6 protein-coding genes (1 of these 6 cut by a window edge) are annotated in these 26,340 nt (G+C 72.9%); all 6 read right to left on the bottom strand.

The features are described from left to right. Tightly spaced (each overlapping or abutting the next), the 6 genes in view from VFK57_06305 to VFK57_06280 form a layout consistent with a single transcriptional unit that may run on beyond the window. Window positions 1–2,344: the 5' portion of a type I polyketide synthase gene (locus VFK57_06305; protein HET7695302.1), read on the bottom strand. 2,300 nt of this gene lie to the left of the window's left edge; only the first 2,344 of its 4,644 coding nucleotides appear in the window; it begins with the start codon at window positions 2,342–2,344; the stop codon falls past the left edge of the window. Further along, the gene (locus VFK57_06300) at window positions 2,344–13,272 is read right to left on the bottom strand and encodes an SDR family NAD(P)-dependent oxidoreductase (protein HET7695301.1); all 10,929 of its coding nucleotides are present in this window, start codon (window positions 13,270–13,272) and stop codon (window positions 2,344–2,346) included. Before VFK57_06300 ends, VFK57_06305 begins: the two co-directional genes overlap by 1 nt. Further along, window positions 13,265–17,953, bottom strand: coding sequence for a type I polyketide synthase (locus VFK57_06295; protein HET7695300.1), 4,689 nt, complete (start codon window positions 17,951–17,953; stop codon window positions 13,265–13,267). Before VFK57_06295 ends, VFK57_06300 begins: the two co-directional genes overlap by 8 nt. Next, window positions 17,946–24,245: a type I polyketide synthase gene (locus VFK57_06290; protein ID HET7695299.1), complete on the bottom strand. Its 6,300-nt coding sequence runs from the start codon at window positions 24,243–24,245 to the stop codon at window positions 17,946–17,948. Before VFK57_06290 ends, VFK57_06295 begins: the two co-directional genes overlap by 8 nt. Further along, window positions 24,242–25,210 carry a sulfotransferase gene (locus tag VFK57_06285; GenBank protein HET7695298.1) on the bottom strand — a complete coding sequence of 323 codons (969 nt, stop codon included), beginning with the start codon at window positions 25,208–25,210 and terminating at the stop codon, window positions 24,242–24,244. The genes VFK57_06290 and VFK57_06285 overlap by 4 nt, the downstream gene beginning before the upstream one ends. Beyond that, window positions 25,207–26,340 (bottom strand): acyltransferase domain-containing protein, encoded by a 1,134-nt coding sequence (locus VFK57_06280; GenBank protein HET7695297.1) that lies wholly within the window; start codon window positions 26,338–26,340, stop codon window positions 25,207–25,209. Before VFK57_06280 ends, VFK57_06285 begins: the two co-directional genes overlap by 4 nt.

Below are 26,340 nucleotides of genomic sequence, written 5' to 3'. Positions count from 1 at the left end.
GCGCATAAGTGACGTCCGCCGCGACGGCCTCGAACGCGTCCAGCATCGGATCCATCAGCGGCGAGTGGAACGCGTGCGAGACGGTCAGGGACCTGGTGCGCACGCCCTCGGAGCTCCACTGCTCGCAGAGCCGCGCGACATCAACCTCCGGCCCCGCGACGACGACGCTCGACGGCCCGTTCACGGCGGCGAGCGCCACGCGGCCGCCGGTTGCCGCCAGTGGAGCGCGAACTGCCTCCTCGGACGCCCACACTGCCGCCATGGCGCCGTCGGCGGGGAGGGCCTGCATCAGACGTCCGCGCGCCGCGACGAGACCGAGCGCGTCCTCGAGGCTGAACACGCCGGCGACGCAGGCGGCGACGTACTCGCCGATGCTGTGCCCCAGCAGCAGCGCGGGCGTGACTCCCCAGGACTGCCACATCCGCGCCAGCGCGTACTCGACGGCAAAGAGCGCGGGCTGGGCGTAGCGCGTCTCGTCGATCCGGCTGGACGCCTCGCCGTAGAGGATGTCGAGCAGCGGCACGTCGAGCCCGGCGCGGAGAATCGCGTCGCATCGATCCAGCGCCTCGCGGAACGCGGGCTGCGAGTCGTACAACTCGCGGCCCATGCCGGCGTATTGCGCTCCCTGGCCGGTGAACAGAAAGGCCACACGAGGCGTGGTTTCGACCGCCGCCTCGCCGCGGAGCGCGCGCGGATCCCCCTCACCTCGAGCGATGGCGTCGAGGCCGCGACGCGCCTCGTCGATCGTGCGCACCGTGATCGCCGCCCGTCGTGCCAGCGCCGTCCGGCCGGCGTTCGCGGTGAACGCGACGTCCGCGATCGGCAGCGCCGGGTTGGCGGCCAGATGCGCGCCGAGCCGCGCCGCCGCGGCGCGCAGCGCCTGCTCGTCACGTCCCGTCACCGTGAGCAGGTGCAGCGGGCGCTCGAGCGCTGCCGATGCCGCGCGCGGCGCCGGCGCCTCTTCCACGACCACATGCGCATTGGTGCCGCTGATCCCGAACGAGCTGACGCTCCCGATCCTCGGCGCGCCGCCGGCGGGCCAGGGACGCGCCGCGGTCGGCACGACGAGAGACACGTGCCGCACGGCTGCCTTCGGGTTCAGCGATCTGAAATGCAGGTGCGGCGGGATCTCCCCGTGCTGCAGCGAGAGGATCACCTTGATCAGGCCGGCGATGCCGGCGGCGGACTCCATGTGCCCGAAGTTCGTCTTCAGCGATCCGACGACGAGCGGCTGGTCGGGCCGGCGTCCTTCGCCGAGCACCGCGTCGAGCGCGTCGAGCTCGATCGGATCGCCGAGCGAGGTGCCGGTGCCGTGCGCCTCGACGTAGCCGACCGACGCCGGCGCGATGCCGCCGTTGCCGAGCGCCTGGCGGATGACCGCTTCCTGCGCGCGCCCGTTCGGCACGGTGAAGCCGCTCGTCGCGCCGTCCTGGTTCATCGCCGAGCCGCGAATCACCGCCAGAATCCTGTCGTCGTCTGCGATCGCGTCCGACAGCCGCTTCAGCACGACGAAGCCGCAGCCCTCGGCGCGCACGAACCCGTCGGCCGAGGCGTCGAACGTCTTGCACCGCCCGTCCGCCGCCATGAATCCCCACTTGTGGAAGGCGAAGAACGAGTCGGCGTTGTGGATGGTGTTCACGCCCCCGGCGAGCGCGAGGTGGCTCTCGCCGGCGCGCAGGCTCTGACAGGCGAGGTGCACCGCCGAGAGCGACGACGAGCAGGCGGTATCGACGGCGAGGGCGGGCCCCTGCAGGCCGAGCGCGAACGCGACGCGGCCGGCCGCGGCGTTGTGCGAGTTGCCGGTGGCGATGTAGACGTCGAGCCGCGTCGGATCGGCGGCGCGCAGGTGCTGCCAGTAGTCGCTCGCGGTGATGCCGACGAAGACGCCGGTGAGGCTGTCCTTCAGCGAGCGCGGCGCGTACCCCGCGTGCTCGAGCGCTTCCCAGCACACCTCGAGCACCAGGCGGTGCTGCGGATCCATGCTGACGGCCTCGCGCCGCGAGATGCCGAAGAACCCGGCGTCGAAGCGATCGACGCCGTCGAGGAACGCGCCGTGCAGCACCGGCTTCGCCGCGGCCAGCTCCGGATCCAGATCGAAATAGCGCTGCGCGCTCCAGCGATCCGCCGGCACCTCCGTCACCGCGTCGACGCCGTTGCGCAGCAGCTGCCACAGCGCCTCCGGACCGTCCACGCCGCCGGGGAAACGGCAGCCGATGCCGACGACCGCGATCGGTTCGGTGCGGGCGCGCTCCGCCGCCTGGAGCTTCGCCTGCATCTCTTCGACGGCGCGGAGCGCGTCCTTGAGCAGCGCGCGGCGATCGGGCGTCTGGGGGGTCTCGGCCATCACTGAATCTGCGCCAGCTTCGACGCCAGCAGCGCCGCGAGATCATCCTCGGTCAGCTCGTCCGGATCGACGGACGCCGCCGGCGTCTGCGCCGCGGCTCCAGCCGCCGGGACGGCGACGGCAGGCGGCCGCGCGATCAACTCACCGCCGAGGAATTCCGCGACCGCGGCAACGGTCGGGTACTTGAACGTCAGCGTTCCGGGGAGCGAGAGACCGGTGCCCGCCTCGAGACGACGGCGCAGCTCCACCGACAGCAGCGAATCCATGCCCAGCTCGAAGAAGCCGCGCTGCGGATCGAGCTGGCGCGCCGCCAGGCCGAGGACGCCCGCCGCCGCCGCGCGCACGTGCGCGAGGATCACGTCCGGCTGGCGTTCGGGCTCGACGCCGGCGAGTTCGTCGCGCAGCGTCGCCGCCGGGCGTGCCGGCGCCGGCGCCGCCTCACCCACCACATCGAGGAAGGGACGCCGGCGGCGGGTCTCGTACACCGGCTTGAACGTGTTCCAGTCGACGTCGGCGACGACGGCGCGGCTGACGTTGGCGGCGATCAGACGTCCGAGCAGATCCAGCGCGGCGCGCGAGGCGAGCAGCCGCATGCCCGAGCGCGCGAACACGTCCTTGTGCTGCTCCGAGCCGCGCAGGTTCTCCCATGCGCCCCAGTTCACGCTCAGCGCGGTGAGACCGCGGGCGCGGCGATACTCGGCGAACGCGTCGAGCGTGCTGTTCGCCGCGGCATAGTGCCCGAGATCGGCGGTGCCGATGAGCGCCGAGATCGAGGAGAAGAGCACGAAGAAGTCGAGATCGAGGTCCTGCGTCAGGCGATACAGGACCCACGCGCCTTCCGCCTTCGGACGAATCATGCCGGCGAGCGACGCGGCGGACATGTCGTGCAGCTTCGCGGCGCCCATCGCCGCGGCGGCGTGCACGATGCCGCGCAGCGGCGGGATCGAGTCCCCGAAGCTGCGGAAGAACGCCGCCGCCGCGGCTTCGTCGGCGGCGTCGAACGCGCCAACGTACACCGTCGCGCCGAGCCACTCGATCGCGCGAATGCCGGCAATCTTGCGGGTGACGTCGGCGTCGGCGCCGCCCTCGGGCAGCGAGTCCCACGCCTCGCGCGGCGGCAGCGGGCTGCGGCCGGTGAGCACGATGTGCCGCGCGCCCTGCTCGGCGAGCCACTTGCCGATCTCGAGCCCGAGCACGCCGAGGCCGCCGGTAATCAGATACGACGCGTCGGGCCGGCAGCCGGCGAACGCAGCGGAAGGAGCGGCCTGCGGCGTCAGCCGCGCGGCGTACCGCCGTCCGCTGCGCAGCGACAGCTGATCTTCATCTCCGCCGTCGTCGATCGCCGACAGGACGTCCGCCGCGCCGGTGTTCGCGTCGGCGTCGATCAGTGCGCCCCAGAGCTCCGGATGTTCGACCGCGAGCGTGCGGCCGAGGCCCCACACCGCGGCCTGCGCCACCGACGCCTCGGTCCGCGACGCGTCCGCTGCATGGACGCCGCGCGTGATCGCGTAGATGGGCGCGGTCACCGACTGGCGCAGCAGCGCCTGAACGAGCGCGCGCAGGCTCTCCGCGTCGCCGAGGTGAATCACGCCGGCGAGCGTCGCCGGCTCCGCGAGCAGGCTCACGAGCATGCCGAGCTGGGGCAGCACGTGGCACTGATCGCCGCGGGCGCGCAGCCCGGCAATCACCTCTTCGGTCAGCGGATCCGTGGACGGCACCACGATCCAGCGGCGTCCCGGCGGTGCCGCGTTCGCCGCCGCCGCTTTGGCCGGCACCCACTCGACGCGATACATCTCGCTCGCCGCCGCAGCCGGGATCTGCGGCGCGGGCGCGGCCGCGGCGACCGGCGCCGCCGCCGCATCGGCCGGAACCAGGCCGCTGCCGTCCAGCCAGTAGCGCTCGCGCTGGAAGGGATACGTCGGCGCGGTCACCTTGCGGCGGGTATATGGCGCGTCGAAGGCGCGCCAGTCGACGGTGACGCCGGCGGCATAGACCTGCGCCGCGCTCTCGGCCAACTGGACACGGCTGTCGCGCGGCGGCCGCAGCGAGCTGACGAACGCAACCGGCGTCGCGTCGGGCAGCGCGCGCCTGGCGAGACCGAGGAGCGTCGGCCTGGGACCCGCTTCGATCCATACCGCGCACCCCTGCGCCGCGAGCGTCTCGATGCCGGCGGCGAACCGGACCGGCTGGCGCAGGTGCGCCCGCCAGTACGCCGGCGCGGCAATCTCGTCGCCGGCGAGGCGTCCGGTGAGATTCGAGACCAGCGGCAGCACGGGCGCGTGGAACTGCACGCGCGCCGCAATCCGTTCGAACTCGTCCAGGATCGGATCCATCGCCGCCGAGTGGAAGGCGTGCGAGACGGCGAGGCGCTGCGTGGCGATGCCGCGTGCGCTCAGCGCCCCCTCCGCGGCGTCGATGGAAGCCGCGTCGCCGGAGATCACGGTGTGCGCCGGACCGTTCACGGCGGCGATCGAAATCGAGGCCGCGAGCGGACGGATCGCGTCGAGCACGTCGGCCTCGGCGCCGAAGGCCGCCGCCATTGCGCCCGGCGCCAGCGCCTGCATCAGCTTGCCGCGCGCCGCGATCAACCGCAGGCCGTCGTCCAGCGAGAAGACGCCGGCGACCGTCGCCGCCACGTATTCCCCGACGCTGTGCCCCAGCACCGCCGACGGCGTGACGCCCCACGACTGCCACAACGCGGCCAGCGCGTACTCGATCGCGAACAGCGCCGGCTGCGTCAACGCCGTCTGATTCAGCTTCGCCGCCACCGCGGGATCGTCCGAGAACAGCACCTCGAGCAGCGGCGTGTCGAGCTCGCCGCGGAGGATCGCATCGCACCGTTCCAGCGCCTCGCGGAACACCGGCTCGGCGGCGAACAGGTCCCGCCCCATCCCCGCGTACTGGGCCCCTTGACCGGTGAACAGCAATGCGACGTGCGGCGCCGACGCGCGTTCGCCGGCATGCACACCGGCCGCGGGCTCTCCCGCGGCGTATGCCGTCAGCGCCGCCGAGGCTTCCGCTGCCGAAGCAGCCGGAATCGCGAGCCGATGCGCGAAGTGCGTGCGGCCGGCATTGGCGGTGAACGCCACGTCGGCCAACCGATCCGCCGTCGTCTCGAGATGCCGCGCGTAGCGCGCGGCGAGCGCGCGAAGCGCGTCCGGCGTCCTGGCCGACAGCGCCAGGACGTGTGCGGCGCGATCGTCGACCGCCGGAGCGGCCGGCGCGGGCGCCTGGACCGGCGCCTCTTCGATGATCACGTGCGCGTTCGTGCCGCTGAACCCGAACGAACTGACCCCGGCGATGCGGCGGTCCGCGCCCGCCGGCCACGCGCGGCGGCCCGTTGCGATCTCGAGCGGCGCGCTCCCCAGCTCGATGTGCGGATTCAGCGTCGAGAAGTGCAGGTGCGGCGGGATCTCCTCGTGGCCGAGCGACAGCACCACCTTGATCAGCCCCGCCACGCCGGCGGCCGCTTCGAGGTGGCCGATGTTGGTCTTGACCGAGCCCACCACCAGCGGACGGTCGGCCGGGCGTCCGTCCATCAACACCGAGCGGAGCGCTTCGATCTCGATCGGATCGCCGAGCGCGGTTCCGGTGCCGTGTGCCTCGACATAGCCGACGTGCGCCGGCTGCACGCCGGCGCGCGCGAGCGCGTCGCGGATCACGGCCTGCTGCGACGGTCCGTTGGGCACCGTCAGTCCGCTGCTGCGGCCGTCCTGGTTCACCGCCGTGCCGCGGACCACCGCCAGGACGCGATCGCCGTCGGCCAGCGCGTCGCTCAGCCGCTTCAACACGATCACGCCGGCGCCTTCGGCGCGCGCGTAGCCGTCCGCCGAGGCATCGAACGTCTTGCACCGGCCGTCGGGCGCGAGCATGTGCGCGCGGCAGCCGTTGACCCACGGCTCCGGCGTCATCATCAGGTTGACGCCGCCGGCGAGCGCGATCCGGCACTCGCCGTCACGCAGGCTCTTGCACGCGAGGTGCACCGCGACGAGCGACGAGGAGCAGGCGGTGTCCACCGCAAGCGCGGGCCCCTGCAAGCCCAGGCTGTAGGCCAGCCGGCCCGCCGCGACGCTCAGCGACGTCCCGGTCCCGAAGTAGGCGTCGAGCGCCGCGGGATTCGGCTGCTTCATGTGCAGCAGCGCGTAGTCGTACGTGCCGATGCCGACGAACACGCCGCTGCGCGTCCCGAGCAGGCGATCGGGCGGCTGCCCGGCGTGCTCGAGCGCCTCCCAGGCGACCTCCAGCAGCAGGCGCTGCTGCGGATCGAGGCTGATCGTCTCCCGCGGCGAGATGCCGAAGAAGTGCGGATCGAAGCGGTCGATGCGATCGAGGAAGCCGCCGCTCCGCGTATACATCTTCCCCGGGGTCTCGGGGTTGGGATCGTAGTACGCGTCGACGTCCCAGCGGTCCGCGGGAATCTCCCGGATCGCATCCACCCCCTCGCGCAGCAGATCCCAGAACTCGTCCGGAGTGTTCGCGTTGCCCGGCAGCCGGCAGCCCATGCCGATGATCGCGATGGCGTCGCCGGCGGGTTCGACGATCGGCGCGAGCGCCGCCGCAGCCGGGGCCTCCGCGCTCTCTTCAGCGACGCCGAGCACATCGTCCGCGATGTACGCGCTCAGAGCCGCAACCGTCGGACGATCGAACGTCAGCGTCGCGGGGAGCGGCTTGCCGGTGGTGCGCTGCAGCCGATTGCGCAGTTCGAGCGCCATCAGCGAATCCATGCCGACGTCGCGCAGCCCCTGGTGCGGCTCGAGCGTGAATCCCGGCTCCAGCGCGAGCACCTGGCGCACCTGCTCGCGGACGTGCGCGAGCACCGCCTCGCGGCGGCGATTGCGCGGCGCGCGCTCGAGTTCGTCGATCAGCGCGGGTCGCGAGCCCGCGGCGGCCTGCGCCTGAGGCGCGGCCGGCGCGGCCGGCGCCGACGCGACCAGATCGGCGAGCAGCGGAATTCCGCGCGGACGCTCTTCGGCGAACTTGCGCCAGTCGGCGGCGACCACCGCCAGCTGCGGCACGCGCGCCGGCAGGGCGCGCACGAACGCCCGCGCGCCGTCGTCCGGCGGAATGAAGCGCACGCCGTGACGCGCCCAGCGCTGCTGTTCGCGCGCGGAGAGCCCGGCGGCCATGCCGACCTCGTCCCAGGGTCCCCAGTTGATCGCGAGCCCCGGCAGCCCGAGCGCGCGGCGGTATCTCGCCAGCGCGTCGAGGAACCCGTTCGCGGCTGCGTAGCTCCCCTGCGCCGGCGACGGCAGCACCGACGCCGCCGACGAGAACAGCACGAAGAAGTCGAGCGCGAGCGTCTCGCTGTGGCGATGGAGGTTCCAGCCGCCGGCGACCTTCGGCGCCAGCACGCCGGCAAGACGATTCGCGTCGAGCGCCGGCAGCAGACCGTCGTCCCGAAGACCGGCCGCGTGCACGATGCCGGCGAGCGGCGGCATCGCGGCGGCGATCTCGGCGAACACTCGCGCCACGTCTTCGTCGCGCGAGACGTCCGCGGCCGCGGACATCACGCGCACGCCGCGCGATTCGAGGGCGGCGACGGCCGGCGCGGCGGACGGAGTCACGCCGCTGCGGCCGGCGAGCACGAGGTTGCGCGCGCCGGCGTCCGCCAGCTCGGACGCGATGCGCAGGCCGAGGCCGCCGAAGCCGCCGGTGATGAGATAGGTCGCATCGGCGCGGACCGTCACTGCGCCCGCCTCCGGGTCGCGGGCGATGACGATCTTGCCGACGTGGCGCGCCTGCGCCATGTGGCGGAACGCGGACGCCGCGTCCGACAGCATGAACACGCGCATCGGCAGCGGCTGCAGCACGCCGCGGCTGAAACGCGATGCCAGGTCCAGCAGCATCTCGTAGATGAGCGCGTCGTCCACGTCGGCGAGGAAGATCGTGAAGTTGCGGACGTCCGGCCGGACCGCCGCGATCTGCGCATCGGACCAGATGCCGCGCTTGCCGATCTCGCAGAACCGGCCGCCCTGCCGCAGCACCGCGATGCTCTTCGGGATCGCCTCGCCGGTGAGCGAATTGAGGACGACGTCCACCCCTTCGCCGCCGGTCGCCGCGAGGATCTCGTCCGCGAAGTCGACGGTTCGCGAGTTCATCACGTGCGCGACGCCGAGCGACCGCAGCAGCGCACGCTTTTCCTCGCTGCCCGCCGTCGCGAAGATCTCGGCGCCCGCCTCTTTCGCGATCTGCACCGCGGCGAGGCCGACGCCGCCCGTGGCGGCGTGGATCAGCACGCGCTCGCCGCGCTTCAGGCCGGCGAGCCGGTTGAGCGAATACTCCGCGGTCGTGAACGCCATCGGGATGGTGGCGGCCGCGCGGAAATCCATTCCCTCCGGAATGCGCACGACCCACTGCCCCGGCGCGACGACGAACGTCTGGAAGCCGCCGTGCACGAGCGCCATCACACGATCGCCGGCCGAGACGTGCGAGACCCCCTCGCCCACGGCCGCGACGACGCCGACGCACTCGTTGCCGAGCGCGCCCGGATCGCCCGGATACATGCCGAGCGCGTTGAGGACGTCGCGGAAGTTGAGGCCGGAGGCGCGAACCTCGATCTCCACTTCGCCGCGAGCCGGCGCGCGGCGCGTCATCGGCACGAGCCGGAGGTTGTCGAGGATGCCGCGCTCGGAGATGGCCAGCGCGACCGGCCCCGACGCGCGCGCCGTTCCCAGCGCGTCGGACGCTGCACGCTCGAGCCGCGCGACGTGGCGCCGGCCGCCGCGATAGGCGATCTGGTCTTCGGCATCAGGCCGGGTCAGATCTGCCCACAGCAGATCGAGCTCGGCGGCATCCGCCGCATCGAGATCGATCGACGCGCACGGGATGTCGGGATGCTCCGCGCCCAGCGCGCTGACGAGCGAGAGCAGCGGCTGACCGGCAAGGCCGCGCTCCGTCGCGCTCGTCGCGCCGCGGGTCACGACCGTCACGCCGGCGAGCTGCGCGACGGTCGGCGTCAACGAAGCAATGCGGCCGAGGATTCCCGCGGCCTGCGGCAGGCGCGCGATGCCGGCGTCTGCCCCGGCACGATCGTCCTCCGACGCGAAGACGAGAATTCTCGACGGCCGCGCCGCCGCGCGTACGGCCCAGGCGTCGAGCGCGGCGCCGGCGTCGGCATGCGCCGCGCGCTGCACGTCGAACCGCTCGGCGCTCAGACGCTCCGCAATGGTCGCCGCCGCCGGCGTGCCGTCGTCCACGACGAACCAGTCCGCCGGGGCAGCAGGGGTCGAAGCGGACGCAATCTCGCGCGGCCGCCACTGAACTGTGTGGAACCAGGCGTCCGTCGAACGCTGCGCCGACGCCTTCACGGCGTCCGCGGTGGCGCGCTTCGCCGTCAGCCCGGAGATGGACGCGAGGACGCGGCCGTCGCCGTCGAACACCGTCACGTCGCCGGTGAACGCCTCCGGCTGATCGCTCGCGATCGGGCGCAGCCGCGCGTGCGCCCAGACCGAGGAGCCGGCGGCGCCGCTGGCGGCGAGGCGGTCGAGGCTGACGGGCAGATAGAAATGGCGTCCGGTGAACGCGGCGGCGCCGCCAGGGAGCGCGGCGAGCAGCGCGTGGAAACAGGAATCGAGCAGGCCGGGGTGCAGCGTGTACCCGTCCGACGTCTCATCGGAAGGAAGCTCGATCGAGGCAACCGCTTCGCCTCCGCCGTGCCACAACTGCGTGATGCCGCGGAAGGACTGGCCGTACTCGAGCCCGCTGCGCGAGAACAGATCGTAATGCGCCGCCGGCGAGACGCTCTCGCCGCAGCGGCCGCGGACGGCCGTGAGCGCATCGGCGGCCTCGACGGCAGCGCCGTCCAGCCGCACGAGGGCAGTGGCGTGCAGGTGCCATTCGGCGGCGTCGCCGGATGACGCGCGGCTGAACACCTGGAAGGTGCCATCGCGATCGCCGCGCGGGGTGAACACCGCCTGCACGCGCCGCTCACCGGCTTCCGGCAGGACCAGCGGCTCGGCGATGACGAGTTCCTCCACCGCCGGAATGCCGCCGCCGATCGCGCGCCCCGCGGCCAGCGCCATCTCGAGATATCCGGTGGCGGGAAAGACGACGGCGCCGAACACCCGATGCTCGGCGAGATAGCGCGGCCGGTCGGCCGACAGGTACTGCTCGAACACGACGTCGCGCAGCGGCGAATCGTTGCGAACGCCGAGCAGCGGATGCACGGCGTCGCCCGATCGCTGGGGCATGCGCGCCGCCGTGCTGCCGTCGTTCGCGAGCCAGTACCGCTGCCTGCGGAACGGATGGCCGGGCACCGGGACGCGGCGCCGCGGGCGGCGGCCGTCGAACGCCGCCCAGTCGATCTCGCAACCGGCGACGTACAGCGTTGCCAACGCCGCCAGCATGTCCTCCCAGGTGTCGCGGCCTTTGCGCAGCGAGGGAACCCAGTCGACGCCCGGCGCATCGGCGAAGCGGCGGGCGATGCCCAGCAGGGTCGGCTGCGGGCCGATCTCGAGGAACACGCTCGCGCCCATCGCGCGGAGCGTCTCGATCCCGTGCTGGAACCGCACCGGCCGGCGCGCGTGGCGCACCCAGTAATCCGCCGACGCGATCTCGGAGCCGGCGCGCTCGCCGGTCAGATTCGAGACGATCGGAATCCGCGGCGCGGCGAACGACACCTTTCCGGCGGCCGCGCCGAACGCCTCGAGCATCGGATCCAGCAGCGGCGAATGGAACGCACGCGACGCCTCGAGGTCGCGGGCATTGATGCCCTGCGCCGCGAGGCCGGCGGCGATCGCGTGCACGGCGGCGCGCTCGCCCGAGATCACCACCTGCTCCGGCCCGTTGAGCGCCGCGATCGAGACGGCCTGTTCCTGCCCGGCAATCGCCGCCCGGACCGTGCTCTCCCCCGCGAACACCGACACCATCGCGCCGTTGTCGGGCAGCGCCTGCATCAGGCGGCCGCGCGCCGCGATCAGGCGGAGTCCGTCCTCCAGGCCGAAGACGCCGGCGACGCACGCGGCGACGAGTTCGCCGACGCTGTGCCCGAGTACCGCGGCGGGCAGGATCCCCCACGACTGCCACAACTGCGCCAGCGCGTACTCGACCGCGAAGATCGCCGGCTGCGCGTACGCGGTCTGCGAAAGCAGGCGCGTGTCGTCGTCCGATCCGAACAGGACGCCGAGCAGCGGCCGCTCCAGCTCGGTCGCGAGCAGGCGATCGCATTCGTCGATCGTCTGGCGGAACGCGGGCTCGGATTCGTAGAGCCCGCGAGCCATGCCCGCGTACTGCGCCCCCTGGCCGGTGAACAGGAACGCCACCTCGGGGGCGCCGCTCTCGACGCTGCGGCGGACGACGCGCGGCGTCTCGCTCCGGCGCGCCTCGGCGATCGCGTCCGCCGCGTCCGCGGCAGTGCCCGCCACCACGGCGAGACGATGCGCCGCATGCAGCCGTCCGGCGTTTGCCGTCGCGCAGATCTCCGGGAGCGGCTCGGACGTCTGCCTCAGGAATTGCTCGAAATCCGCCGACAGCTCGTCGAGCGCCTCGGTGCTCCGCGCCGACAGCGTGAGAAGCTGGCGCGGACGCTCTGCCGCGCCCGGCGCAGCGGCTGTCGCCGGCGCAGCCTCGACGACCAGGTGCGCGTTGGTGCCGCTGAACCCGAACGAGCTGACGCCCGCGAGACGCCGGCCCGACGCGGCCGGCCACGAGCGCGGCGCCGTCAACACCTCGACCGGGAGCGACGACCACTCGATGTGCGGATTGCGTTCGCCGAGATTCGGATGCGCCGGAATCGTCTCGTGCCGCAGCGCGAGCACGACCTTGGCGAGCCCGGCGATGCCGGCCGCGGCCTCGAGATGCCCGATGTTCGCCTTGATCGAGCCGATCGCGACCGGGCCGCCGCCGACGCCGCGGTCCGCCATCACGCGGCCGAGCGCCCGTACCTCGATCGGATCGCCCAGCGACGTCCCGGTGCCATGGGCCTCGACGTACGCGACCTCGGACGGCTGGACGCCGGCGATGTCGAGCGCGCGGCGGATCACCGCTTCCTGGGCGGGACCGTTGGGCACGGTCAGGCCGCTGCTGCGTCCGTCCTGGTTCACGGCGGAGCCGCGGATCACCGCCAGGATGCGATCGCCGTCGCGCTCGGCGTCCGACAGCCGCTTCAGCACGACGACCGCGCAGCCTTCGGATCGGACGTAGCCGTCGGCGCGGGCGTCGAACGTCTTGCACAGGCCGTCGGGCGACATCATCTTCGCCTTGGAGCAGGCGATGTTGATGTCAGGCGAGAGAATCAGATTGACGCCGCCCGCCAGGGCGACGCCGCATTCCTGGTTGCGCAGGCTCTGACACGCGAGGTGCACGGCGACGAGCGACGACGAGCACGCGGTGTCGACCGCGAGACTCGGGCCGCGCAGGCCGAGCACGTACGAGATGCGGCCCGCCGCCACGCTGCCGCTGGTGCCCGATCCGAAATACGCGTCCACCGCCTGCGGATCGGTGAACGCCATGCGGTAGTAATCGATGTTGCTCAGGCCGACGAACACGCCGGTCTGCGATCCCGACAGGCTGCCAGGCGAGATCGCCGCGTCCTCGAGCGCGCGCCACGCGGTCTCGAGCAGCAGCCGCTGCTGCGGGTCCATGCTGACCGCTTCGCGCGGCGAGATCCCGAAGAAATGCGGATCGAACCGATCCACGTCCGACAGGAAGCCGCCGCGGTAGGTGTACATCTTCCCCGGCGCCTCGGGATCGGGGTCGAAGTACGCCGCGACGTCCCAGCGGTCGGCGGGAACGTCGACGATGCCGACGCGGCCGTCGCGGAGCAGATCCCACAACCGATCGGTATCGGGCGCGCCGGGAAAGCGCCCGGCCAGACCGACGATCGCAATCGGTTCGGTGCGCTCGCGCTGAACGTCATCGAGACGCGCGCGCAGCTCGCGGATCTCGGCGAGCGCCAGCTTGACCGGGGACAGCGTCGACTTGTCAGCCACGCGGGTACCCCGACGATGCGGCGCCGCGGGCGCGGTTCAGCTCGGCGAGCTCTTCGGCGAGCAGCGCCTCCGCTTCCTCGTCCGACAGCGATTCGAGATCCTCAGCCGCCGCCGCGGGTGCGGCGGCCGGCGCACCGGCGTGCGCCGCCGACCCCAGCACCTCGCCGATGAAGCCGGCGAGTGCGGCGGTGGTCGGATAATCGAAGGCCAGCGTGGACGGCAGCAGCTGCCCCGTTGACGCCTGCAGCCGGTTCTTGAGTTCGAGTGCCATCAGCGAATCGAGTCCCGCGTCCCGCAGCCCCTGCTCGTCGTCCAGCCGCTGGCTGCCGGCGAGCCCGAGCACGGCGAGGACGTCGCGCCGCACGTGCTGCAGCACCACCGCTTTGCGCCGCTCGGGCGGCGCGTCCTGCAGCGCCCGCAGCAGCGGCGGAGCCTGCGGCGCCGCGGCGGTCTCCGGCGCGCGATCGAGCCGCGACAGCAACGGCAGCGGCACGCCGCGGTACGCGCCGTAGCGATCCCAATCCACCGCCATGATGGCGGTGTGAGCGCGGCCGGAGTCGATCGCGCTCTCCAGCGCGTCGAAGGCCGCATCCGGATCCATCTCGATGAAGCCGGCCTCGGTCAGCCGCCGCCGATCGGCCTCGTCGAGCGCGGCCGCCATGCCTGAACCGCCCCAGCGGCCCCAGCCGACGCTCACCGCGGGCAGCCCTTGCGACCGGCGCAGATGCGCCAGCGCGTCGAGGAAGGCGTTGGCGGCGGCGTAGTTCGCCTGCCCGGCGGATCCGAGCACCGACGCGAGCGACGAGTAGAGGACGAAGAAATCGAGCGGCAGCGCCGCCGACGCGACGTGGAGATTCCATCCGCCGGCGATCTTCGGCGCGAAGACCCTGCGCAGACGATCCCGGGTCTGCTGCATCGCGACGCCGTCGTCCAGGACGCCGGCCGAGTGCACGATCCCCTTCAGCGGGAAGCCGCTCGCGGCAATCGATGCGAACAACCGCTCGACGTCGGCCTTCTTCGACACGTCCGCGCGGACGGTTTCCACGACGGCGCCGGCGGCGCGCAGGCGATCGATCCCGGTGGAGGCCGCCGGCGATGGCGCGGAGCGCCCGGTGAGCACGAGGTGGCGCGCACCGCGATCCACGAGCCACGCCGCCGTCTGCAGGCCCAGCGCGCCGAGACCGCCGGTCACGAGGTAGGTGGCGTCGTCGCGCAGCGTCAGCGGCGCGTGCGGCGCCGCCGTCCGGGCGAGCCGATGCACCAACCGGACGCCGTCGCGATAAGCGATCTCGCGCTCCTCGCGCGGAGCGGCCAGCGCGTTGACGAGCGCGGACACGGCGCCGTCGACGTCTGCCGGAACGTCGACGCAGACGCACGCGGTGGACGGATGCTCGATCGCCAGCGTGCGCGCGAGGCCCCACACGGCCGCCTGCTGCACCGAGGGTGCGTTGCCGATCGGCTGCGCGGCCGTGGTGACGAGCCAGCACGCGGGCGCGGCGGCATCGGGCGCCAGCGTCGACAGCGCCTTCACCACGCCGAGCGCGGCCGCGCACTGGTCCGCCTCGGTGGACGCGAGCGCGTCCGCGTCGTTCGGATCCGCCGCGGGCGCGTCGAGGCTCCACAGGTTGACGACGCCACGCAGCGGCAGCGTGGTGCTCTGGATCGCCTGCCGGCAGACGTCCGCAACCGCGTCGACGTTTGGCGCGTCGGCGCCGTCGCCGGCGTGACGAGTCAGCACCGTGTGGCCTGCGCGCTCGAGCGCGGCCTGCAGTCCCGCCGCCACGCCGCGGCGATCGCCAAGCAGCAGCCACACGCCCGGCGCACCGAGCGACGCGTCCGCGTCCGCGGCCGGAACCCACTCGGGCGCGTACTGGAGTTCGTCGGTCCGCTTGCGCGGGTCTTCGGCCGTACTGCCGGATGAGTCCGCTGCCGCGCCGGTGTAGGAACGGACGTGATCGAGCCAGAAGCGCTCGCGCTGCCAGGCATAGGTCGGCAGTGCGACCGGCTCGGCGCGTCCCGGATTCAGCCGCGCCCAGTCGATCGCGCAGCCGGCAGCGTAGAGGGTCCCGATCACCGCGCCGAGCGACGCATGACCGTCCCGCCCGCGATGGAGCGAGTGGGTCACGATCGGATCGCCGGCCGCCGCCGCAGACGAGGCGATCGCCGAACGAAGCGCCGGGTGCGGACCGATCTCGACGAACACCGGCGCATCCGCCGCGACGGCGGCAATGGCGTCCGCAAAGCGAACCGTCTCGCGCACGTTCCGCCGCCAGTACGCGGCAGTCAGATCCGTGCCGCTGCACGCGGCGCCGGTGACGCTCGAGATCATCCGGATCGACGGCGTGCGCGGCGTGAGTCCGGCGAGCGCCGCTTCGACTTCCTTCGCCGCGGCGTTCATCTGGTCGCTGTGGAACGCGTACTGAACCGGCAGGTAGCGCGCTTCGGCGCCCGCCGCGGTGAGCTTCGCGACGGCCGCTTCCACCGCCGCGGTCTCGCCCGACAGCACGGTCGACTGCGGACCGTTCACCGCGCCGATCGACAGTCCGCGCCAGTCGTCGAGCACCGCGCGGATCTCGTCGACCGACCGCTCGATCGACACCATGCGTCCGCCGCCGGTCGCGCGCTCCATCAGGCGGCCGCGAGTCACCGCCACGCGCATCGCGTCTTCGAGCGACAGCGCGCCCGCGCACCACGCCGCGGCGATCTCGCCGAGGCTGTGTCCGACCACCGCCGCCGGTTCGATGCCCCAGCCGCGCAGCGTCGCGGCCACCGCCGCCTGCACCGCGAAGATCGCCGGCTGCGCGACCTCGGTGTGATCCAGCCGCGATGGCTCCTCGCCGAGCGCCTCGATCAGCGACCAGCCCGCGATCTCCCGGACGATCGCGTCACAGCGCTGCAGGATGTCGGTCGCCGCGGGGACGCGGCCGAGCAGATCCACCGCCATGCCGCGCCACTGCGGGCCCTGGCCGGTGAACGCGAACACGATCGCGGGCTTGCGTCCGGGACGGACGCGCCCGGTCTGCACCGTCCACGACCGCTCGCCCGCCGCGAGCGCTTTCAGGCCGACGGCGAGATCGTGCAGCGAATCCCCCACGACCGCGGCACGATGCTCGTGATGCGTGCGCCGCCGTGACGCCGTTCGGCACACCTGTTCGACGGTGGCGCCGCCGGCGCCGTTCTCGATGAACGCCTGGTAACGGCCGGCGAGCGCCGCCACAGCCTCGGGGCTGCGCGCGCTCAACGGCAGCACGAGTACGGCGCTGTCCGCTGCTCCGCTCTCCGCTGCCCGCGCCGGCGGCTCCTCGACGATGACGTGCGCGTTGGTGCCGGACCAGCCGAACGAGCTCACCCCGGCGGTCAAGGGCACGTCCGCGCCCCACGACTCGACGCGCGTCGGGACGGGGAAGCTGCGGGCGTCGACCGCGATGTGCGCGTTCAGCTTCGAGAAATGCACCACCGGCGGCACCGCGCGATGGCGCAGCGCCAGCACCACCTTGATCAGCCCGGCGATGCCCGCCGCTCCTTCGAGGTGGCCGAGATTGCTCTTCACCGCGCCGATCCAGCAGGGGCGTCCCGAGGGACGGCCTTCGCTCAACACCTCGGCCAGCGCCTCGAACTCGATCGGATCGCCGAGCGCCGTGCCGGTGCCGTGCGTCTCGACATGAGTGATGGCGGACGCGGGTACGCCGGCGTTGGCCAGCGCGGCGCGCAGCAGGTCGCGCTGCGCCAGGCCGTTCGGCGCGGTGATGCCGTTGGTCCGTCCGTCCTGATTGACCGCCGAGCCGCGAATCACGGCGAGGATGGCGTCTTCATCCGCCTGCGCATCCGACAGGCGCTTCAGCACGACCGCGCCCGCCCCTTCGCTGCGGACGAAGCCGTCCGCGGAGGCGTCGAAGGCGCGGCAGCGCCCGGTCGGCGACAGCATCTGCATGCGCGAGAGCGGAATGCTCCAGATCGGGGAGAGCATCGCGTTGACGCCCCCGACCAGCGCCACGCGGCAGTCTCCGGCGCGCAGGCTCTGGCACGCGGTGTGGACCGCGACCAGCGACGACGAGCACGCCGTGTCGATGGTCAGCGCCGGTCCGCGCAGATCGAGCAGATACGCGAGCCGCCCGGCGGCGATGTTGTGCGCGTTCCCCGGCCCGGTGAACGCGTCCATCCGCTCGGGCTCGCGCAGCTGCATCCAGAAGTAATCGCTGCTGTGGCTGTGGAGCCCGAGGAACACCCCGGTATGGCTGCCGGCCAGCGCGTCGAGGGTCAGCCCGGCGTGCTCGAACGCCTCCCACGCGACCTCGAGCCACAGCCGCTGCTGCGGATCCATGCGCGAGGCCTCGCGCGGCGAAATGCCGAAGACATAGGGATCGAAATCGCCGATGCCGTCGACGAAGCCGCCCCACCGGGTCGCGACCTTGCCCGCCGCGGTGGCGTCCGCATCGTAGAGCGCCGCCGAGTCCCAGCGATCGGCGGGCACTTCGCTGACCGCATCCACGCGGTCGCTGAGCAGGCGCCAGAACGCCTCCGGCGTGTTCGCGCCGCCGGGAAACCGGCAGCTCAGGCCGACGATGGCGATCGGCTCGGCACCGCGCGGGGCGGGCGCCGACTCACCCAGCAGACGCCGCGCGAGCAGCGCGCGTTTTTCCGGCGAGAGCTGGGCCAGCCGCTCCAGCAACGGATCAGACATCCGCCACCCGCGTCCCGCCCAGGAGCGCGCGCCGCGCCGCATCGTCCAGCAACGACGCGCTTCGGGCGTCTTCGTCCGACATCGACTCGAGCGCCCCGAGCAGCTCGTCGAGTTCATCGGTGGGCGCGGTTCCCGCGGCGGCGACGCCATCGAGCGCGATGCCGAGCCGCTCCGCCACCTGCGGTGCGAGCTTGGCCACCGTCGGATAGTTCCAGATCAGGGTCGTCGGAATGCTGAGGCCGGTGTCGGCTTCGAGGCGGTTGCGGAACTCGACCGCGAGGAGCGAATCGAGCCCCATCGCGCGCAGCGGCTTGTCGACATCGATCTGGTCGGCGCCGAGCCTGAGCACGCGCGCGGCGCGGGCCGCGACGAAGCGCTCGACGATGCCGCGGCGTTCCGCCGGGGGTGCGGCGGTCAACACCTCGAGCAGCGCCGGTTCCCCGGCGGCCGGGCGATCCGCGGCCGCCTCGCCGTCGGCCTTGACGAAGTTGGCGAGGAACGTCGAGCGCGCCGCGCCCGACAGGTTCTGCCGCCACGCGTCGGCGGAGAAGCGCATCACCGATCCCTGCACGGCGCCGGACGCGAGAATGCGTTCCAGCGCCTCGCACCCTTCGGCCGGCGTGATCGCGCTCAAGCCCATCGCGCCGAGGCGATCCCCTCTGCCGGCGGCGGCGGCGCTGCCGACGCTCGACCACACGCCCCAGTTGACGCTGACCGCGGCCAGCCCGCGTCCGCGCCGGTAGTGAGCGAGACCGTCGAGGAAGGCGTTGGCGATCGCGTGATTCGCCTGACCGGCGGCGCCGAGGTAGGCGAGCACCGAGGAATACAGCACGAAGTAGTCGACGTCGTCGTCCTTGGTGAGCTGATGGAGCAGCCAGCCGCCGCGCACCTTCGGCGCGAGGACGTTGCGATACTGCTCCGGCGTCATCCGGGCGAGCACCGCGTCGTCCAGCACGCCGGCGGCGTGGATGACGCCGCGGATCGGCCGCATGGTCGCGCGGATCTCGGCGAGCGCGCGCGACAGATCGTCGGCGCGGGAGGCATCGGCCTGCAGCACCGCGACCGTGGCGCCGGCCTGGCGCATCCGCTCGATCGCGGTCAGCGCCGCGGCGGACGGTGCGCGGCGCCCGAGCAGCGCCACCGAGCGGCCGCCGTGTCCGACGATCCACTCCGCGGTGACCAGCCCGAGGCCGGTGAGTCCGCCGGTGACGAGACACGTGCCGGCGGAGAAATCGGGCAGCGTCCGCTCGCGGCCGAGCGCGGCGACCAGATCGTCGAGCCCTTCCAGCGAGCCGAGCGCGGCGCGGACCGCGGCGGGGTTGCTCTTCGCCAGCGCGGCGAGCGCATTGATGTTGTCCCCCGCGGCGAGCGCGTCGATGCCCTTCTTCAGGCGCGCGACGAAACGGCGATCGCGGCGGAACGCCACCTGATCTTCGTCGGGAGCCGCGGCCAGCTCGGCGGCCAGCGCCGCCGGCGCCGCGGCGTCATCGAGATCGATGCGCGTGCAGCGCATCTCCGGGTGCTCGACGGCGATCGCGGATCCCAGGCCCCAGAGGCCGGTGCGCGAAGGAGCCGTCACCTGCGCGCCGCCGGCGGGCTGCGCGCCCGAGGTCACGAGATACAGGCGCGGCGAGACGCCGACACGATCGAGAATCTGAACCAGCCGCACCGCGTTCAGCGTGGCCGCGTCCATCGCGTCGGCGAGCGCGTCCACCGCCGCGGGCGCGTCAGGCGCGTCGAATCCCCAGCCGTAGACGACGGCGTCGCAGTCGCTCAGCTCCGGCAGCAGCAGATCCTCGAGCGCGCGCATCTCTTCGTCATCGGTCGGCAGCCGATCGACGGCATGCAGGCGCCGCGGCGCGGGGACGATGTTGACGCGGTGGCCGCTGGACTCGAGCCGCTGCGCCGCGGCGGCGCATGCGGAGCCGGGATTCGCGAGGACCAGCCAGGTGTGCTGGCGGCCGGCGCGGACGTCCGGCAGCGGCTGCTCGATCCATTCGGTCTCGAACAGATAGCCGTCGGCCTGCTCCGCCGGCGCCCGGCGCTCGAGGTGCTCCGCGTCGAGCCAGCAGCGCTGCTTCTCGAAACAGTAGGGGCCGATCGGCACGACCCGGCCGCGATCCGCGAACACGTGCTGCCACTCGAGATCGTGGCCGTGGGCGAACAGCGCGCCGAGCGACGCCAGCATGCTGGCGCGCTCGTCGGCGTCGTCACGAACGAACGATCCGACCGCGACGCCGGCACGCTTCTCGGCGCGCAGGGATTCCTGGACGGCGGGAACGAGCAGCGGATGCGGGCTCATTTCGACGAACGTGTCGAACCCGTCGGCGCACAACCGTGCCACCGCCGTCGCGAACAGCACCGGCTCGCGCAGGTTGCGCGTCCAGTAGTCGACGCCGAGCTCGGCGCCGTCCGTGAGCGTGCCGGCGACCGTCGAATAGAACGGGACGGACGCGGCGCGCGGCGCGATGCCGTCGATGCCCCGGCGGAGATCGCCGAGGAGGACGTCCATCTGGGGGCTGTGCGAGGCGACGTCGACCTTGACGCGCTTGCAGAACACCCCTTCCGCGGTGAGCCGCGCCATCAGCAGATCGATGGTTTCGGGATCGCCCGAGAGGACGGTCGCGCGCGGCGCGTTGCTGACCGCGACGGATACCCGATCCTCGAGGCCGCGGATCGCCAGCGCCGCCTCGCTCAACGACAGCTCCACCGCCGCCATGGCGCCGCGGCCGCTGGTCGTGCGCATCAGCGCGCTGCGGCAGCAGATCAACCGCGCCGCATCCTCGAGCGAGAGCGCCCCGGCGGCATGCGCCGCCGCGACCTCTCCCATGCTGTGGCCGACGACCGCGTCGGGCGTGACGCCCCACGCGCGCCACAGGTCGGCGAGCGCGACCTGCACCGAGAACAGCACCGGCTGGATCACGTCGATGCGATCGAGACGCGACGCCCCGGGGGACGCGTTCAGCTCGTCGATCACCGACCAGCCGGCGGCGGCGCGGACGGCCGCGTCGCAGCGCTGCAGCGACGCGAGGAACGCCGGTTCCTCCTTCATCAGCCGGCGGCCCATGCCGAGCCACTGCGCGCCCTGGCCGGGGAACACGAAGGCCGTGCGGCCGGGCCCGGCGACCTCGCGCTCGCCGACCGATACGCCGGGCGCGATCTCCCCGCCGGCGAACCGCTCGAGCAGATCGGCGAGCTCCCCGGTACTGCGGGCGACCGCGGCGAGCCGCTGCGGCTGCGCCGCGCGGCGAGCGGCCGCGGTGTAACAGACGTCGCGCAGCATCAGCGCGGGATTCCCCCGCAGCGCGGAGGCGGTCGCGCGCGCGCGATCGGCGAGCGTCCGCGGCGTGTGCGCCGAGAGCAGGAACGGCAGCGCCGCGGCGTCCTCCGTGCGGCAGGTGCCGTTGGCGGCGACCCCTTCGGGAAGCGCGACGGTGTCGGCCGCCGGCGTGAACGCGTCCCAGCGCGGCGCGTGGCCGGCGACGTAGAGACGCGCCGCCGCATCGAGCAGCGCGTCACGCTCGGGCTCGGCACGGCGCATGGTTTCGATCACGCGTCCGCCCGCCGCCGAGGCCGCGAGCGCCTGCTCGATCGCCGGCGCCAGCACCGGATGCGGACCGATCTCGACGAACGTGGCAGGCCCCTCCGCCAGAATGGCGTCGACGGCCTGAGAGAACAGCACGGACTGCCGCAGGTTGCGGACCCAGTAGCTCGCGTCGAAGGCGGTTCCTTCGAGCACGCCGCCGGTGACCGTCGACACCATGGCGGCGCGGCCGCGCGACGGAGTCACCGACGCCGTCACCTCGGCGAGCTCCGCGAGGAGCGGATCCATGTGCGGGCTGTGCGCCGCGACGTCGACGCGGACCCGGCGGCAGAACACGCCGTCCCGCTCGAGATCGGCGAGCAGCGCGCCGAGCGTCTCCGGTTCGCCCGACACGAGCGTCGATTTCGGACTGTTGAACGCGACCACCCAGAGCTGATCGCCGCGCCCTTCGAGCGCGGTCCGTGTCGCCTCGGCGGAGAGTCCGACGACGGCAAGCGCGCCCTTCCCCGCTGTCTTCGCGAGCAGCCGGCTGCGGTGGCAGATGACCTTGACCGCGTCCTCGAGCGAGAGCACGCCGGCGATGTGCGCGGCGGCAACCTCGCCCATGCTGTGGCCGATGACGACGTCGGGCTGGAGCCCCCACGAGCGCAGCACGTCCGCGATGCCGACCTGGATCGCGAAGATGGCCGCCTGCGCGACGGCGACGTCGCCGAGGCGCGACGTCTTCTCGCCGGCGAGGATCTCGTCCAGGATCGACCAGCCGCCCTCGCGCTGAATCAACGGCTCGCACCGCTCGATCGCGGCGCGGAACGCCGGCTCGGCGTGCAGCAGTTCGCGCCCCATCCCGGTCCACTGTCCGCCGTGCGGGGAGCAGACCCACACGCGGCGGCCCGCCGGAACGGCGCTCGCCGGCGAGACGCCGGGGGCCGTCTGGCCGGAGGCCAGCAGCGAGAGCTGCGGTGCGAGATCGCGGGGCGCGCGCACGAGCACCGCGCCGCGGTGCGGCCCGCCGCTCAACTGTTCCCACGCGGTGCGGCTCCATGCGATCGGATCGGCGGCGTCACCTTCCGCCTGCGCCGCCGCGGCAAACGTGGCCGCCGCCTCGCGCAGCCGCTCGGGCGAATCCGCGGACAAGGGCACCACGACGCTGTCGGCGCCGCGCCACTGCTCGAGGACGACATGGCAGTTCGTGCCGCCGAAGCCGAACGAACTGACCCCCGCGATGACGGCGCGCTCGCGGACCGGCAGCGGCGACGTCTGCGCCTGCACCGCCAGGCGCAGAGCGGAGAAATCGATGTGCGGATTCGGCGTCTCGAAGTGCAGGTTGCCGGGAATCACGCCGCGGCGCAGCGACAGCGCCAGCTTGATCAGGCCGGCGATCCCCGCGGCCGCCTCGAGATGGCCGATGTTGCTCTTGAGCGAGCCGACCCGGAGCGGACGATCGTCGGGGCGGCCGGCGCCGAGCACGCGGCCGAGCGCCCCCGCTTCGATCGGATCGCCGAGCAGCGTGCCGGTGCCGTGCGTCTCGACGTAATCGACGTCGGCCGGCTGCACGCCGGCGCGCGCGCAGGCGATGCGCAGCATCTGCTCCTGCGCCTGCGGATTGGGCGCCGTCAGACCGTTGCTGAAACCGTCGTTGTTCACCCCTTCGCCGCGGATCAGGCAGTAGATCGGATCGCCGTCCTTCAGCGCGCGCGAGAGCGGCTTCAACACGACGATCCCGGCGCCCTCCGAACGGACGTAGCCGTTGGCCCGGGCGTCGAACGCCTTCGAGCGGCCGTCCGGCGCCATGCCGCCGAACTTCGACATCGCCACCGTGCTGTCGGGGGCCAGCACCAGGTTCACGCCGCCGGCGAGCGCCAGCGTCGCCTCGCCGGTGCGCAGCGCCTGGCAGGCGGTGTGGACCGCCACCAGCGACGACGAGCACGCGGTGTTGATCGCGACGCTCGGGCCCTGCAGACCGAAGGTGTACGAGACCCGCGCCGCGATGATGCTCGTGTCCTGCCCGGTCGCGGTGTGCTGCGTGATTGCCGACGGCGTCCCGGCGATGAGCCGCGCGTAGTCGCTCCACATCGCGCCGATGTAGACGCCGGTCGAGGAATCCTTGAGCGACGCCGGGCGGATGCCCGCGTCCTCGAGGGCGCGCCAGGCGAGCTCGAGCACGATCCGCTGCTGCGGATCCATGTGCTCGGCTTCACGCGGCGAGATGCCGAAGAACTGCGGGTCGAACCGGTCGACGTCCGAGAGGAACCCGCCCCAGCGGGTGCTCATCTTGCCCGGCACCGCCGGATCGGCGCTGAACATCTCGCCGATGTTCCACCGGTCCGCGGGCACTTCCGAGATCGCATCGGTGCCGTCGAGCAGCAGGCGCCAGAACGCGTCGGTATCGGGTGCGCCGGGGAAGCGGCAGGCCAGGCCGACGATGGCGATGGGTTCGCCGCTGATCCCGGATGGGGCAACGGCCACGGTGGAACCGCCGTCCGCGGACGCCGTCAGATGGCGCGCCACCGCGGCGATCGAGGGATGGTCCCAGAGCAGCGTGCGCGGCAGCGGCTGTTCCAGAAACGCCGACAGCTCCGCGGTGATGCCCGCCGCCTTCATCGAATCGATGCCGTAGCGGCTGAACCGCTCGGTCAGATCGATCCGGCGGCCGTCGATGCCGACGCGCGACGCGACCGCGGCGACCAGCCAGTCGCGAATCGCGGCGGCGCGCGACGCGGCGTCCTGCCCGAGTCGAGAGTCGCTCATACCTGCACCGCCACCTTGGCGCCGCTCGCCGGCGCCGCCGCTTTCGCCTGGACCCAGTGATCGAGGCTGCGGCCGATCGTCGCCGCCGTCTTGGCGATGTCGGGCGCGAAGCGCTCGGTGAGCCGGCGCCGCGTGTCGGGGTGCATCCGCTCCTTGCGATATCCCCCGAGCAGCGCGTTGATGCCGAGCGCGATCGGATAGTGCGTCTTGTCACGGCGCCGCACCGGGCCGCGCGGATACAGCGGGTGCGCGTTCCAGCGCCGGCTCACGAACGCCTGGAACTTCACCGACAGCGGGAAGCGGCTCTCGTTGCGCGCGTCGAGATCCGGCTCGAACGACGGATCCACGCCGAGGAACCGGTAGATCCCCTGCACCGTGCCGAGCAGATCCGACTTCAGATCGTCGAACAGGACGATGTGCACCTGGTTCCGCGGAAAGGCGTCGAGATAGCGCGCGACCTGCTCGGCATAGAGGCCCGAGTGGTAGTAGAGAAACGCGTGATAGAGCAGCTGCCATTCGCGGATGAAGCGGGGGTTGCCCAGCCGCTCCGCCTCGCGCGCCAGCCCCTTCTCGAACGTGGGCGCGTCCTCGAACCCCCAGCCGCAGATGTAGCGGTACAGCGAGTGCGCGCGCGCCACCGGGTTGCGCAGGATGATCAGAATCCTGGCGTGCGGATAGCGCTCGCGGATCCGGCCGGCGCTCTCCGGCGCCACGAGATAGTTCGTCGATCCGTCGCCGATCACCGGCCGGCCGGCCCCCTTCTCGAACAGCGAGAGGTACGAATCCAGGTCGCGGCACTCCGCCGCCCACGGCGGAACCAGGTCGCAGAAGAACGACGGCTCCTTGCCGACCACGGTCGGGGGCATGTAGATCTGCGGGTGCGCGCGCAGGTAGTCGTACATCGACGTCGTGCCGGCGCGCGCCGCGCCGACCATGAAGAAATTGGGCTCGACTCGCTGACTCATCGCATCACCTCGGCGCCGCGCGAACGGCGGACGCGCACGTCCGATCCGGCGGCGCGCCGCTGACGGACCGGCAGGTGCGCCGGAAGGCTCACGGCGACCCGCGGCAGCCGCGACAGCGCCGCCATCGTCACCACCGCGTCGTCTTCGCCGTACCGCGCGGTCTCGATGCACGTGGCGCCCCCCGCGGTCTCGCGCCGCACGATCGGCAGCAGCATCGGGTGCGGACCGATCTCGACGAACGTGCGGAACCCTTCCGCGTAGAGACGGGCGAGCGCGTCGCGAAACCGGATCGGCGCGCGGACCCGCGCGCCCCAGTACGACGGATCGTTCAGCCGGCGCCGGGACAGCCAGGTCGCGCTCACGCTCGAGAGCAGCGGCGTGGCCGGCTCCTCGAAAGACGGCAGCGCGGCGTCGCGCTCGAGCGCCGGCAGCACCGCGTCCATCCGGCTCGAATGGAACGCGCAGGCGGCGCGGATGCGGCGCCCGCGGATGTGCCGGCGGCCGGCGGCGATCAGCAGCGCGTCGAGCGCCGCCGAGGATCCGGACACCACCGTCTGGTCGGCCGCGTTCGCCGCCGCAATCTCCACGCGCGTCACGCCGGCCAGCAGGCCCCGCGTCTCGGCTTCGCCGGCGAAGAGCACCGCCATCCCCCCGCCGCGAAGGCGATCCATCTGGCGGGCGCGATTCAGGACGAGCGCCATCATCTCCTCGACGGGCGCCGCGCCCGCAACACAGGCCGCGGCATCCTCGCCGAGGCTGTAGCCCAGGACCGCCGCCGGGCGCACGCCCCACGCGATCCACGCCGAGGCGAGCGCGTACTCGAAGGCGAACACCGCAGGCTGCACGTACGAGGGACGGCCCGTCCGGAGCCGCCGGCCGAACGGCCGATCGCGCCGCGGCAGCAGCGGCGCCCCGGTCAGTTCGCGGTAAATCGCATCACAGCGATCCAGCTCCGCGCGGAAGACGCGCGACAGCCCGTACAGTCCCCGCCCCATCTCCGGGTACTCGGCGCCGAGCCCCGAAAACAGGAACACCGGCCGGGCAGCCGGCGACACCGCACCGAGCCGGCGCACGGGGCGCCGGCCGCGCGGGCCGAGCGAGGCGGACGAGGGCAGCAGCCCTGGCTTCAT

Source organism: Vicinamibacterales bacterium (assembly GCA_035699745.1).
Taxonomy (GTDB): Bacteria; Acidobacteriota; Vicinamibacteria; order Vicinamibacterales; family 2-12-FULL-66-21; genus JAICSD01.
The sequence above is the reverse complement of the archived record's forward strand: the minus strand, read 5'-3'. Positions and strand labels throughout refer to the sequence as shown.

What these genes read in the sequence shown, in the direction of transcription:
- VFK57_06295 (HET7695300.1), bottom strand. Translation starts at nt 17,953, where the DNA reads ATGTCTGATCCGTTGCTGGAGCGGCTGGCCCAGCTCTCGCCGGAAAAA.
- VFK57_06290 (HET7695299.1), bottom strand. Translation starts at nt 24,245, where the DNA reads ATGAGCGACTCTCGACTCGGGCAGGACGCCGCGTCGCGCGCCGCCGCG.
- VFK57_06280 (HET7695297.1), bottom strand. Translation starts at nt 26,340, where the DNA reads ATGAAGCCAGGGCTGCTGCCCTCGTCCGCCTCGCTCGGCCCGCGCGGC.
- VFK57_06285 (HET7695298.1), bottom strand. Translation starts at nt 25,210, where the DNA reads ATGAGTCAGCGAGTCGAGCCCAATTTCTTCATGGTCGGCGCGGCGCGC.